This window comes from Neobacillus niacini, assembly GCF_030817695.1.
GTDB classification, from domain to species: Bacteria; Bacillota; Bacilli; order Bacillales; family Cytobacillaceae; genus Neobacillus; species Neobacillus niacini_F.
On record NZ_JAUSZQ010000002.1, the window covers coordinates 3606352 to 3620574 of the forward strand.

At 37.1% G+C, this 14223-nt stretch carries 13 protein-coding genes; 2 read left to right on the forward strand and 11 right to left on the reverse strand.

Going from position 1 to position 14223, the window contains the following annotated elements:
- Nucleotides 1-18: 18 nt before the first annotated feature.
- The 6 genes from QFZ28_RS18345 to QFZ28_RS18370 all read right to left on the reverse strand — a co-directional run bounded on the left by QFZ28_RS18345 (nt 19) and on the right by QFZ28_RS18370 (nt 7462).
- On the reverse strand, nt 19-786 hold the full coding sequence (locus tag QFZ28_RS18345) for a LamB/YcsF family protein (protein WP_307195981.1): 768 nt from the start codon (nt 784-786) through the stop codon (nt 19-21).
- A complete protein-coding gene (gene pxpB / locus QFZ28_RS18350; RefSeq protein WP_307195982.1) occupies nt 783-1517 on the reverse strand; it encodes a 5-oxoprolinase subunit PxpB in 735 nt (244 codons plus the stop codon). Before pxpB ends, QFZ28_RS18345 begins: the two co-directional genes overlap by 4 nt.
- A gap of 104 nt (nt 1518-1621) precedes the next feature.
- Nucleotides 1622-2161, reverse strand: a complete 540-nt coding sequence (locus QFZ28_RS18355; protein ID WP_307195983.1) for a TVP38/TMEM64 family protein — start codon at nt 2159-2161, stop codon at nt 1622-1624.
- A 432-nt stretch (nt 2162-2593) separates the two neighbouring features.
- Nucleotides 2594-4381: an oligoendopeptidase F gene (gene pepF, locus QFZ28_RS18360; RefSeq protein ID WP_307195984.1), complete on the reverse strand. Its 1788-nt coding sequence runs from the start codon at nt 4379-4381 to the stop codon at nt 2594-2596.
- 283 nt (nt 4382-4664) lie between these two features.
- The gene (locus QFZ28_RS18365) at nt 4665-6611 is read right to left on the reverse strand and encodes an LTA synthase family protein (RefSeq protein ID WP_307195985.1); all 1947 of its coding nucleotides are present in this window, start codon (nt 6609-6611) and stop codon (nt 4665-4667) included.
- 221 nt (nt 6612-6832) lie between these two features.
- Nucleotides 6833-7462, reverse strand: a complete 630-nt coding sequence (locus tag QFZ28_RS18370; protein ID WP_307195986.1) for a LysE family transporter — start codon at nt 7460-7462, stop codon at nt 6833-6835.
- A gap of 217 nt (nt 7463-7679) precedes the next feature.
- Between QFZ28_RS18370 and QFZ28_RS18375 the strand changes: the two genes are divergently transcribed.
- Nucleotides 7680-8192, forward strand: coding sequence for a DUF3231 family protein (locus QFZ28_RS18375; protein WP_307197062.1), 513 nt, complete (start codon nt 7680-7682; stop codon nt 8190-8192).
- A 50-nt stretch (nt 8193-8242) separates the two neighbouring features.
- Here QFZ28_RS18375 and QFZ28_RS18380 read toward each other — a convergent pair whose 3' ends face one another.
- Genes QFZ28_RS18380 through QFZ28_RS18395 form a run of 4 tightly spaced genes read right to left on the reverse strand, consistent with a single transcriptional unit; the run spans nt 8243 to nt 11770 of the window.
- Entirely contained in the window at nt 8243-9100 is an 858-nt protein-coding gene (locus QFZ28_RS18380; protein WP_307195987.1) for a manganese catalase family protein, read from the reverse strand.
- A 58-nt stretch (nt 9101-9158) separates the two neighbouring features.
- Nucleotides 9159-9362 carry a hypothetical protein gene (locus QFZ28_RS18385; protein ID WP_307195988.1) on the reverse strand — a complete coding sequence of 68 codons (204 nt, stop codon included), beginning with the start codon at nt 9360-9362 and terminating at the stop codon, nt 9159-9161.
- Nucleotides 9355-10530, reverse strand: coding sequence for a trans-sulfuration enzyme family protein (locus QFZ28_RS18390; RefSeq protein ID WP_307195989.1), 1176 nt, complete (start codon nt 10528-10530; stop codon nt 9355-9357). Before QFZ28_RS18390 ends, QFZ28_RS18385 begins: the two co-directional genes overlap by 8 nt.
- Before the next feature lie 28 nt (nt 10531-10558).
- Complete coding sequence (locus QFZ28_RS18395) at nt 10559-11770, reverse strand: GNAT family N-acetyltransferase (RefSeq protein ID WP_307195990.1); 1212 nt, start codon at nt 11768-11770, stop codon at nt 10559-10561.
- Nucleotides 11771-12074: 304 nt separating this feature from the next.
- On the opposite strand from QFZ28_RS18395, the gene QFZ28_RS18400 reads away from it, so the two are divergent.
- On the forward strand, nt 12075-12845 hold the full coding sequence (locus QFZ28_RS18400; RefSeq protein WP_307195991.1) for an alpha/beta hydrolase: 771 nt from the start codon (nt 12075-12077) through the stop codon (nt 12843-12845).
- Nucleotides 12846-13348: 503 nt separating this feature from the next.
- Here the strand turns inward: QFZ28_RS18400 and kynA are convergent.
- Nucleotides 13349-14197, reverse strand: a complete 849-nt coding sequence (gene kynA, locus QFZ28_RS18405; protein ID WP_307195992.1) for a tryptophan 2,3-dioxygenase — start codon at nt 14195-14197, stop codon at nt 13349-13351.
- Nucleotides 14198-14223 lie beyond the last annotated feature (26 nt).

A 14223-nucleotide genomic window follows, 5' to 3' on the forward strand; every position in this document is an offset into this window, starting at 1 on the left:
CCTTAAAGATTGGGGTCCTCATCTTTCAGACCAACTCTTTCTTATCGCTATTTTTTCATTAGTTAAAGCATATTTCAATTCCAATATAAAGTCTAATGCAACAGGTTCATCACCATGGATACACACCGTATCTGCATTAATAGAAATATCAGTTCCATCCGTTGTGGTAACTTTTCCTTCTCTTATCATCCGTATTATTCTTTTGGCTGCGAATTTCAAATCATGAATCATGCTGTTAGGATCTTTTCTCGATGTCAACGTTCCATCAGGTTGATAGGTTCGGTCAGCAAACACTTCCTGTGCTGTCACTAGCCCCTTTTCATTTCCAGCATTGATAAGTTCACTTCCGGACAGCCCAAAAAGGATTAATCCAGAATCATAATCTGCAACAGCCTGTGCGATAGCGTCCGCAATTAGCCGAGATTTAGCCGCCATATTATACAAGGCTCCATGGGGTTTCACATGGACGAGCTTTACTCCTTCGACCTTCGTAAATGCACTTAAAGCACCGATTTGATAGAGTGTAAGATTATAAATTTCTCTAGTCGATATGTTCATTTCCCTACGCCCAAACCCCGATAAATCAGGAAATCCAGGATGAGCACCAATATTAACATGATATTTTTTGGCCATTTGTATGGTTTCCATCATTACATTATGATCCCCCGCATGATAGCCACATGCAATATTTGCTGATGAAATGTGCTTCAAAACCTCTTTATCATTACCAATTTTAAATACCCCATAACTTTCTCCAAGATCACAATTAATGTCAATGTAACTCATGTTATTTGCCCTCCCTTCTTGTAAGTCAAAACATCATACTTTTTTTTAGCAGCCAGTTCTTTAATGGCAAGAAACTCTTCATGCTCCACAGGGAAAAAGGAAACATAATTTCCTGCAGACAAAAGCGAAGGTTTGTCATCCTCAATGTCAAATAGTGTTAATGGAGTTATACCAATTATTCTCCACCCTGAAGGGACCTCAGCAGGATAAATTCCTGTTTGGTCACCGCCAATTCCCACAGAGCCTGCTGCTATCTTTGCTCTTGGTCTTTCTAGTCGGGGAGACGAAATTCTTTTATTTAAACCACCCAGATAGGGGAAGCCTGGTACAAAACCAATCATATGTACCAAATATTCTTTGTTTGAATGCAGGTGAATAACTTCTTTTTCACTTAAGTTATTGTACTCTGCAACATATTGTAAATCTGGTCCAGTCTTCCCCCCATAATATACGGGAATATTGTAAACAATAGGGCTTATTGGTTTCAACCCCGTGGCTGATTCCAAAATGCAATAAACCATTTTCTCTATTTTACTATATCTTATTTTTGCGGGATCATAAAAGATTCCAATAGAAGTATACGCCGGGACACACTCGATAACACCGGCAATCTTTTGACGCCTGAAATTTTGTAAAAATCGATTGATTTGGTAATGAGCACTCACATCAATTTCATTACCAAATGAAATTCTAATCGCTGAATCCCCTAGTGGAACGATTTCAATACTCATTTTACTCACCTATTTATTTTTAATTTGTTGATTATATCTTATTGAATAAAACATGACAATATAATAAACGCTCTGATCATCCTAGACCAGAACGCAATCAAAAACTAATGTACTTGTTTTCTACTTTTCTGTTTTTTCTTAACACGATATAAAACAACAATTCCTGCCAGTACAAGTGCTATCCCGAGGAGGATATTTTGCTCCATATTTCCCTCCATTAACCCCGCCGGGATCAGTGATAATACAAAAAAGAAGATGAAATTTCCAAATATGGTGCCAACCATAAAATGTTTAAACTTAATCGAACTTAAGCCACTGAGAATATTGATTAAGCTTGTTGGAACGAAGGGAAAAATTCGCGCTTGGAAAACAAAGAGCAACCCATTTTGCTCCATCTTTGATAATAATTCGGGGTTCGTTTTTTTCCGCACCCAATCATTAAAAAAATACCGGCTTCCCAAAAACCAAATTCCTGCTGCAATAATACTTGTAAACCAACTCCAGATTAGACCATTAAAAAAGCCAAACAATGCATAATTTATTGTGATAATAATAATGAGAGGAATAATGGTAAATGAATTTTGGATCACCATGATGATAAAAGTAAAGAAGAATTTAGAAAATGTAGTATCTTTTAAAGACATTATGATTGAATCCAAATCCCCGTTTCTAAGCAGCCGGAAGGTTTCGGTATTATGAATCACTAAAAAAATGATCAATATTATCCCAATAAAGGAAATGACCTTTTTCCAAATATTAATCACCTAATTTCATAGTAAGGTAATCTTGTAAGAGTAAATATATTCCTATACCTATCATACCATGCAGAAATAATCTGTAATTAAAAAAGATGTCACAAATATTTTGCGACATCTCTTTTACCACATTAGGCTGTGTTTAAAAGGTCTGTTGATTTGCGCTCCGGGCACTTCGCTTTCCGCAGGCGTTGCGGTGAGCCTCCTCGGCGCGAGCGCCTGTGGGGTCTCACTTGCTCCGTAATCCTGCAGGAGTCTTCGTGCCCTCCGCGTAAATCAACAGAGTGCAAAAATTAACATTTTGCTTTAACACAGCCATTATTATAGAATTGAAAATTCTTCTACCAGTTCGCTAAATTTTTTCATGGCGTTTTCTATTGGCACTGGTGTGGTTAAATCGACGCCTGTTTTCTTTAACAGCTCAAGCGGATAATCACTGCTTCCACTTCTTAAGAAGTTTAGATAGGAATGTAGTGTTTCTTTATCACCTTCCAGTATTTTCGTTGCCAAATGGATTGCCGAGGCAAATCCAGTAGCATACTTATAAACGTAAAATGGACGATAGAAATGAGGAATTCTTGACCAGCCAAACTTCACTTCTTCGTCAAACACCACAACATCCCCATTGTATTCCCTAAACAATGCTTCATAGGTTTGATTAAATACCTCCACATTTAATGGTGTACCCTTCTCTGCAAGCTCGTGTGTGATTTTCTCAAATTCTGCAAACATTACCTGCGTGAAGAAAGTACCCTTAAATTGGTCAATAAAATGATTCAATAAATGCTTCCTTACCTCAAGGTTCTTTTCAGTATGAAGCAAATAATTAATCAATAAAATTTCATTGACTGTAGAAGCCACTTCCGCGACAAATATACTGTACCGCGCAGTAATTTGAGGCTGGTGCTGTGAGCTTAATTTACTATGAACACCATGGCCGCACTCATGGGCGAGGGTAAATAAACTGTCTAAATCATCTTGATGATTTAATAAGATAAAGGGATGAACTCCGTATATACCCAAATTATAGGCGCCAGACCGCTTGCCAGGAGTCTCACGAACATCAATATACCGAGCTTCCTTGAATTCTTTTAGAATCGATACATATTCTTCCCCAAGAGGTGCCAAGGCCTTTATCATCGTTTCATAGGCTTCCTCATACGGTATTACTTGTTTCACACCCTGTACTAAAGGAACGGACATATCATACTGACGGAGCTCATCTAACTGCAGTTTTGCCTTCCGAATCTCGGAGTACCTGTGAAGAGGTGCGATATTTTCTTTCGTTGCTGTAATCAGGTTCTCATAAACTTCCTTTGGCACCATATCGCCGAATAATGCTTTTTCTAATGCAGAAGGATATTTTCTAATTCTTGCCATCGTAACGTTATTTTTAATCGCTGCCGACAGTGTGCTCGCTATGGAATTTTTCAATTCGATATAAGGTTTATAGTAGGCTTTGTATGCCTCTCTTCGCTTCTCACGGTCTTCGTCCTCAATTAATTTAGAGTACATTCCTCTTGTCAGCTGAACCTTCTCACCGTTGTTATTGGTTACATCACCGAACTTAATATCTGCATTATTAATCATTCCAAAGGTTGTACTTGGAGCAGACAGAGCTTCCCCTAATTGTGATAATACTTCTTCCTGATCTTTGCTAAGGACATGAGTTTTGTAGCGAAAGGATTCATATAAATCCTCCTCAAAGTACTTAAGACCCTCTTCATCTGCAATATAGCTACTTAGGGTTTCTTTATCTAATCCTAATAAGTACGGCATAAAAAAGGAAGTTGAAGCACTTACCTTCACACTTAGTCCTTTTGCGCGTTCTAATAAGGATTGTGCACTTGCATCTCTTGTATCCTCATCCACCTTTAGCATGCTGTAGGCATAGACATGATTAAAGGTATAGGATAACTCTTCTCTTTGTTTTAAGTATTGATATAGACTTTTACCGTCATTTATCGCTCCATCAAATTTCTTAAGCGTTTCCGCCATGTTTTCAACGAGTTGAAGATCATTTTCCCATTTGGATATATCGGAATAAATATCTTCAAGGTTCCATTTTTCATTTATGGGTACATCTTGTCGGGAAGTATATGTAGTCATAGCGCCCTCCTTATTGGCTAGCATTATTAGTAAATATTCAAGTCATTCTGGTTCTAGACCTTTCAAATTTAACAACGTACTAACATTAAAAGCACCTTGTTAGGTGCTTTTACTTTATCTTATTCTTCCCTAAATTTCCATTGTAAAGAAATGCATTCGACATTCAAAAGAGCGTTTCCTTCTAAAATTTTATGTCATCAAGAAAATTCATATTTTGGACAAGATTAAAAAAATCTAAAAAAGGGCTGTTTAGGATTCCCTAAACAGCCCTGCAGATTAAAGCTTATTCTTCACTATCTTGAGTTGTATTGTAATTGTATTGTGTTCTATCTATTGGTGTAAAGTTTTCAGGAGTATAGAAACGTAATAAGTCCCCGTTTACCACTTTATCCGAAAGAGCTAGCTTATTTTCGACGATATTCTGAAGGTTCACTGCCTCTTCCATCCTCGTTTCATCTATTTCCAATCCTGTAGCGGAGTCATAGAACTTACCATCTACTGATGAAATGGTTGGACTCATAAAGCTGCCATCACGGAAAGGTACAAGGTCATCATGCTGTTCAGATAATAGGTCAGTACCGAACTGAACAAAATCCTTTGTATCAATTCCTAACAAGTGAAGAATTGTAGGCAGGATGTCAATTTGTCCACCGTATTCGTGGTTAACTCCACCCTCAATTCCAGGTACGCGAATAAAGAAAGGTACACGTTGTAATCCTGCACTATCAAAATCGGTAATTTCTTTACCTAGAACTTTTTCCATTGCTTTATTATGATTTTCTGAAATACCATAATGGTCACCATACATAACAATAATTGAATTATCATATAGTCCAGATGCCTTTAAATAATCAAAGAATTGTTTTAATGCCTCGTCCGCATAACGTGCTGTTTGGAAGTACGTATCAACAGATTTATCGCCCGTAGTATGTGGTGCAATCGTTGCTTCTTCTTCAGCAAGCGGGTAAGGATAATGATTTGTAACAGTTATAAACTTTGTATAAAAAGGCTGTGGTAATGATTCCAACATTGGAATGGATTCTTCAAAGAATGGCTTATCCATCAGTCCATACTCTGCTAGGTCCTCTGGATTCATACTATAGAAATTTTCATCAAAAAAGTGGTTATATCCAAATGATTTATAAATTTCATCACGATTCCAAAAGCTTCCTGAATTTCCGTGGAAGACAGCAGACGTATAGCCATGAGTCGCTAAAATCGCTGGTGCTGCTTGATACGTATTTAAACCTTTTGTAGTAAAAGCAGAACCCTGCGGTAATCCGTATAATGAATTTTCAAGGATAAATTCAGCATCAGCCGTTTTACCTTGGGCAGTTTGATGGAAGAAATTATCAAAATAAAGAGTGTTTTGATCCTTAGTTAACGAATTAAGGAACGGTGTTACTTCTTCACCATTTAACTTGTAATCGATAAGGAAGTTCTGCATAGACTCAAGGTGTAAATAAATCACGTTCATACCTTTTCCAGTACCAAAGTATGCAGGATTCGGCTCAGCGTAGTTAGATTTTGTATAGTTAATCACTTCAGTCATATCATCGCTATTAGCCATTACTCGTTGTGCTGAAGCTTTTGTACTTTTAACTGCATCATAAATGGTGTAGTTATACATCCCTAAATATTTGACGATATAATTACGGTCAAATCCTCTTGTCAACAATTGAGGACGATCACTTTCAGCTAGTCCAAGATTTCCACAAGAAATAGCCAATGATAAAGAGAATACAGCAGCCACTTTCCTGCGATTCATATCTTTAAATTCAACTTTCACAATTCGGAAAGCAAGTAAAACAACTAAAAGAATGATATCGGTAAAGAATAAGAAATCATAAGGTCTTAAAAGTGTTACGACACTTCCGCTTACATCCCCAAAGTTTTGGGTCTGAGTTAAGGTTGGTAACGTAATAAAGTCATTAAAGAATCTGTAATAAACCACATTTGCAAATAAAAGAAAAGATAATAAGAAATCAATCACAAGTAAGGCAATATATTTCTTGCGTCCTTTAAATAATGAAGCTAATCCTAAAAACAGTATAGATGATCCCAGTGGATTAATAAATAGAAGGAATTTTTGTAAAGTATTTTCGATTCCTAAATCAAATTGAGTTAATTGAGCTAAATATGTTTTCATCCAAAGGAAGAAAACAGCCAAAAAGAAAAAGCCAATATATTTATTGAAAATACCCTGACTCTTTTGAGCTAAGTTATTCATTTTGTTGCACCTACCTTTTAGCAAAAATATCATTTGAATTTTTATGAGTTTATAGAATCCATTAATCTATCTTTTATGTTAACAATTAAATATGAACAAATTATGAACAAAATCGAAATAAAATAATTCAACACAAATGAGTATTATACGCATAATTTTTAAAAAGTCAAGTTTCATACTACAGCAGAAAAAGACATGTCAGCGTACATGTCTTTTTTGGTCTACAGAAGCGCATTTATCCCTTGATATCCAAAATATAAACCAAACAGTACGAGGGAAGCACCCGAAACAATGGAGATGGCAATTAAACTCTTAACAGTCAATAATTTTCGGAATCCAGTAGTGAGTCCTGCTACAAAAACATCCCATATGGTCAACCCAAGAAAAATCATGCTGCTATAAATTAAAAGAGATTCTGTTCCATTTGTTTGGGCGGTTTTTGCTAAGACAGAGCCATATATCGCGAGCCAAAATAACACGGATAATGGACTTGTAATCGACATAATAAACCCTGTAAAGAAACACTTTATTAATGATTCTTTCTCTCTGCTATATTTTAGGGTAATAGTATTTGCATTCTTGATACTTTCTACTCCTGAATAGATCAATATAAACCCGCCGAATAGCCAAAGAAATATTTGAATTATTGGAATCCCTAAAAATTGAACCATTCCTAAATAAACGAGCAGCATAAAAAATCCATCTGCCACCATCGAGCCAGCACCAACCACCCATGCATGCCAAAAACCATTCTTTATCCCCTTATCTAATCGAGCAGAATTTACAGGACCTATTGGAGCCGCCAGCGTAAAGCCCAAGATGATGTAACTCACTAAAATGCTAATACTCAAAAAAACCACTCCACTCCAACTTTATTCCAACTTGTACATTTTATGAAAAAAGTACGGACACATGTCCAAAAAATGATAAATGTTCAAAGTGTATTAAATAGACGGAAACGATAAAAAATTAATGAGAGTGTCTCGAAATGGACACCCTATTGATGTGCTTCAAGGAAAGGTGGCACTGGTAATGAATAAATTTTCATACAAACTAAGGAGGGCAACGATGGGAATTTTAAGTGGCAACCCTAAAGAAGAGCCTTTACACTATGGCGAGGCATTTGATTTATGGTCGTCTTTACTAGCAGGTAATGGTAGGATAGCGGGATATCAAACCATGTTAAACCATGCAGGTGATGAAGACTTAAAGAAGTTATTAATGGAAGCAACTGAACTTTGCCAGCAGGAAAAAAAGCAAGTGGAAGAACTTTTAAAAGAAAACGGAATTGGTTTACCGCCTGCACAGCCAGAGCCGCCCGAAGCTTGTTTAGAGGATATTCCAGTTGGTGCACGTATTCCAGACCCAGCTATTGCTGCAGGACTTTCTGCAGATATCGCTGCTGGACTAGTGTTATGCAGTCAAGTAATTGGTAAATCCATTAGAGAAGATGTAGCGATGATGTATGCGCAATTCCATGCTCAAAAAGCTGCACTTGGAGCAAAAGTACTTCGTTTAAATAAAGAAAAAGGCTGGCTCATTCCTCCACCGTTACATCTAAATAAGCATGGTGATTGTTAATTTCACCACGAAAAAAGGATGAACACGTCAGTGTCTCATCCTTTTTTACATTATCGATTTAAATCGCTGATGCCAGGGCTATGCTCATTCGGCATTTCAGGTATTACTGGAACTGGATAACCTTGTGGCGGTGGTACCACTTGTAATGTTCCAGAATCCCTGCTTGGTGATTCACCTTGGAATATCGTACCAATTAGCGTTTCATCAAGTCTAAAATTAAACTGAGCATTATGGAAGCCCATTTCTACATATTTACGACATTCTGGATATTTATTTATGTCATAGTTCGGCACTGGGAAGATCTTACCCCAATCCACACCCAACGTTTCTAGAGCTTTTGCAAATGCATTTTGGTGTGCATTATCGCGGACAATTAAGAAAGCTAATGTTTCTCTAAACGTTTTATTTGAGCTCATCTCATAAATCCGTGTCTTTTGAAGGACACCTGTCGATTCTAATACCACATTATCCAATAAATCGCTGATTAAGTTTCCATGGCTGTATACATAGTTACCATTCCATGGATTTCCTGCAGCATCTACTGGAAGTGAGCTTTGAGCACCGACAATAAAGTGATGAGGGTTTGCATGTTCTTTTACCGCTTCTTCTAAAGGAGCACCAATAGTTCCTCCTGCCCCAACTGCCTCTTCCCCCGAACCATTCAGGAGCTGATTGATGGTTGTTTGAACAAGTTCAACATGGCTAATTTCTTCGAGGAAAACCCCTCTGATTAAGTCGCGGTATTGCTTTTGATTACCTCTGAAGTTTGAGCTTTGGAAGAAAAACTGCATCATCGTACGCATTTCGCCAAATCTTCCGCCCAAAGTCTCCTGAAGAACTTTAGCCGCTGCAGGATCTGGTTTATCGGGAACAATCATATTGATTAGGTCTTCTCTATAGAAATACAATCTATTACCTCCTACTATTGAAATATTACCAAGGTAGCTTTACCCGAATGTCATTCACTTATTCGAACTCTCCTTCTTTAGGATCCTCTTGATAATGTTCATTTAAATATGGATTTTCAGTTGTAGCGAAGCTGACTGATAACAAACTCATTTCCGGATCTAGCCCATATAAACCTTTTAAAGACTTTTTAACATTCTCTCCGCTTTGAAACTGAGGTTCTTTATCTTGTTCCTTCATTACTATCACCTTTTTCTTATTCACTTAATGCCTGCTCTAAATCCTCTATTAATGCATTCGCATTTTCAAGCCCTACAGCAAGGCGTATCGTACATGGATCGATATGTTCTTTTACCAATTTCCCTTCATTATTCCCTAGGCTAGGCGATATTATTAGACTTTCAAAAGACCCCCAGGAAACACCTATTTTAAAAACCTTCATCTTATTAATTACTCCTTTTACATCATTAAAAGAAGCTTCATTTAACTCGAAGCTCATCAATCCGCTATAGCCTGATAATTGGCTTTTTCCTAAATGATAATCTGGGTGTGTTTCAAGTCCAGGGAAATTTACCTGCTTCACCTTGGGATGGTTATGTAAGAATTTCGCAACCTTTATAGCATTTTCTTCGTGTCCTTGTATTCGAAAAGGTAACGTCCTAAGACCTCGGAGCAATAGAGAAGCTTCATTGGGAGTCATAGCAGCACCCATAAGCAAATATTCCTTCCTGAAAATGGTTTTCATATTCTCTTTACTAGTAACGATAGCACCCCCTAGGACATCACTATGCCCCCCAAGATACTTTGAAGCAGAATGAACAACCACATCTATCCCCTTTGTAAGGGGCTTTTGAAATAGCGGGGTTGCCCATGTGTTGTCAATGATGGTACGAATGCCCTTTGTCCTTGCCAAGTCTGCAACTTCATCTAGATTAATCAATCTGAACGTCATATCCGTAGGACTTTCTAAGAATATTACCTTGGTATTCGGTTGCAGTGCCTGCTTAATTGCTTCTGTTTCGGTCGAGTAAATAACAGAATGGCTGACATTAAATTTCCCCAAATATTTCAACAGTTCCATGGTTGAAAAATAAAGATTACTCACGCACAAAACATGATCGCCACTTTTTACACTGTTGATTAGTGCGGCACTAATAGCAGCCATACCACTAGAAAAGAGTTTACAGGCCTGACCGCGTTCTAGTGCAGCGAGCTTCTTTTCTACGATTTCAACTGTTGGATTTGTTCCTCTCCCGTAAACATAAAATGAATGTTCACTTTGGAGTGCGTCATTTAAGACGTCCACTGTTTCATAGGTGAATAATGTATTATGGAATATCGGCGGAACAACAGCACCTTCAAAACGTTCCCTATCATCCTCAAAGTGCATGCAGATCTTTTTATCCGTCTCGAATGTATCAAGATTTTTCAAAGGAATTTCCACCTCATGTGCAAAATGCTTAATAGTAATCTGAAAAATATGGTGTCTGCATTTCAATAATATTCTCTAATATCGTCACAGCCGCTACATCGCCCTTCAAACGGGAAATAGAAGCTAAATATGATGGTCTCTTATAATTTAATAACATGGTTGTTAGTGTCTGTATATCAAGCGAAACAGCAGGTATCTCCTGACTTTGGATAAATTCTCCTTTACCACCTCCCGAAACATAAAGCGTGAAAACCCCTTGGTTCCATTCCAGCATTGGATCCTCCAGCTTAACCGTTACTTTATGGTCTGTTCCACTAGCTTTAAATGGATACTGGTCAATAAATTGTTTGGCATCTACGATCCGTGCCATAAAGTAAGGAGAAATGGTTTCTTTGATATCCCCATCTTCGAGCCAAAAGGCTAACGGCTCATTCATGAAAATATTCCCAACCACCTTTGATACCATAGAAAAATGGGCCCCTATAAAATTCCAGAGCCCAATACGAGCCTCTTGATCCATATAAACCATTTCTTTAATATGGAGAATATCCTCAGATATCCAGTATAGCAAGTACCCATGCGGCTGGTGTGTGTGATCATAATAAACAGCAGCCGTTAACTCATCTACATCCCATCTCCAATATTCATCCCATGCTAAATCATTGCGTATCATTGCAGCATGCATTTTACTAGCAAAAAGTTTATAGACTGTTCTTACATCTGTATGCTCAATATGCAGCCTTTCTACATAGCCAGGAACTTTCTTTATCTTTGGTAATTGGACATCTCTCACTTCAAAGGTCATTTTATCCGAAATAATTTCCCATCCTCTTTGGCGGTAGTATGGAATGGAATAGGGAAATAAATAGGAAATAGATTGTTTTCTTTGTTGCATATCCGCAAGGGCTTGCCGCAGTAACTTATACATAAGTCCCATATTAGCGTATTCTGGATAGGTACCGACTCCGGTCAATCCGCCCATTTCAAATGTCCGCCCAAAAATATTTACCTGAAATGGATAAACAGCCAGCTGTGAGACAAGTTTTTCTCCATCAAACCAGCCAATCACATCCGCCTGATCCAATACCGGTTTTTTCGCTAAAGCGATTTCGCGTTCTTCCCATCCTACCATTTGAAGATCTTTTTTAGTTACTTGAAATACATATCGTAATAACTCATTAAACTGTTGGAAGTGTTTTGTATCCACTTTCCCCATTTTGAGCCTGTCTAGTCGACTCATACCTATACCTCCAAAAATAACTTAATTCATCTCAATTCTAGTGTTTGCTTAACAATGATTTAGAATTCCAAAAAAGAAGCTGCTCATCTTTGTTAGCATTGAATTTTCTTCTAGAATTTTTGTCAATGACCTTTTTAATTTTTTTAAATTGACGTTAAAGCCGACTTGACATATCGGAATTATAGGTATATTGTAAAGTTAATAAATAGTAATTTGCCGATTTGACAGCAAAAGGCACCTCTCTTTAACTAGGAGGTGTTTTTTTAATACTTACTTCTAATAATTAACGGAAGGAGTTTTACAAATGATTGAACAATACCCAGTATTACCAGGAGCTGGATCGTTTTTCTTTAAAGGAAATGAAACTGGAATTTTAATATCACACGGTTTTGTTGGTACCCCACAGAGTGTCAGATATCTAGGTGAATACCTTGCCTCTGAAGGATTCACTGTCTATGGGGTAAGATTACGAGGTCATGGAACACATTATGAGGATATGGAAAGGTGCAGTTACCAAGATTGGATTAAAAGTTTAGAAGAGGGTTACAATTTTTTACAAAAGCATTGTCGTGACATCTTTGTCATTGGACAGTCGATGGGTGGTACTCTAACACTCAATCTTTCTCAAAAGTATAAGAATATTAAAGGTATTATGTTAATAAATGCAGCCATCAACTCCATTCCTCCAATGGAAAGGTATAAAAACAACTACACCCTCCGTTTTGTTGACGAAGGGGAGCCAGATATAAAGGCAAAAAACGTCCATGAAATTACGTATTTAAAAGCACCGGTACGATCCATTCAGCAATTATTTGCTTTAATGGCTGAAACAAGAGATAAGCTTCCAATTGTTACTTGCCCTGTTCTGGCATTTCGTTCAGAAGAGGACCACGTTGTTCCGCCAGAAAACACGAATTATATTTTGTCATCCATTCAATCAGATATAAAAGAAGTGATTCACTTATATAATTCTTATCATGTTGCCAGCATGGACAATGATAAAGAGTTTATCGCTGAACAATGCAGTTTATTTATTGATAAACTTTTAAGCAATGTAACCACAAGTATAAAATAACCTCACCATTAAAAAAGGCGAGGTTTTCGTTAACGGATTCCGTTGACTATCGCAAACATTAAAAATGTAATGCAAAATGACCTTCAAATTGTATGGTAATTGGGAGGCTATTTTTGTTGATATTAAGAAAAATAAACGGAAAAATTCCGGCTAAATTGGGAAATACCCATATTTCCTTAAAAATAAGGGAAGTTTTTCCGTTTATATCATCCAAATCTTTGGATTTTGTCTTATTTAAAGCAGTTAATCGGAATATCTCCGCTTATATCCGCTTCTTAAGTTTCCCTTATATACATTAGCAGGAAATTCTCCGCCTATGAATTCTCAATATTGGAGACTATTTTCGGATGTGGTGGTTGATCCAATAACTCTTTGTCTACTTTTAAACCTGACCCTAGTATTCCCTTTTCCTCCTACAGTTCTTTAAGGAATACTAGATAGGTTAGACTATCAGCACTTCATTATAGGTGCTTTTTGTATTGGTTATTGTTTAATGCATTTTTCTATAACTTCGTTCTTAAGCTCCAAAGTTCGGGAAAGAAGTGCTGGTCTAGAACTCTTTTTAAATAAGTTACTCCAGATGATCCTCCTGTACCCTGCTTATGTCCAATGATTCTTTCTACTGTACTCATGTGATTGAACCGCCATAACTGCTGTTGATTTCCAATATCGACTAATTTCTCAGCCAGCTCGTATAAATCCCAATATTGGTCGACATTACGGTAAACTTTCAGCCATGCCTCTTCAACACTTTCATTAGGTTCATAGTTTTTAGACAAATCGCGATGTAAGACCTCGTCATCAACAGGAATTCCACGTGCAACAAGTGCATGGATCGCCGCATCATAAATACTAGGTTTGTGAAGAGCTTCCTGCATTTTTTCATAAAGATCTTTTTGATGCTGATATACTGCTAGGGTATGAGCATTTTTGTTGCCTAATGCAAATTCAATCATTCGGTTCTGATAGGACTGGAACCCTGATGATTGACCAAGTTTATCCCTAAACTCAAGATACTCTGAAGGTGTCAAAGTAGAAAGAACACTCCAGGATTGAATCAATTGCTGCTGAATTCTCGATACACGAGATAGAATTTTAAAAGAAGGTTCTAAATCATTCTGGCGGATATACATAATCGCTTCTGATAATTCATGAATAATTAATTTCATCCATAATTCACTTGCTTGGTGGATAATAATAAATAACATTTCATCATGGTGGTCAGATAACCGGTGCTGACTATCTAAAATCTTATCAAGATGCAGATAATCACCATATGACATAGCTTTTTGGAAATCTGTTTGAATTGTTTTTTCTAATCCTTGGCTTGTGTTTTTTTCTGGTGTATTCATGTAAAACTCTCCCCTGTTCTTAAGTT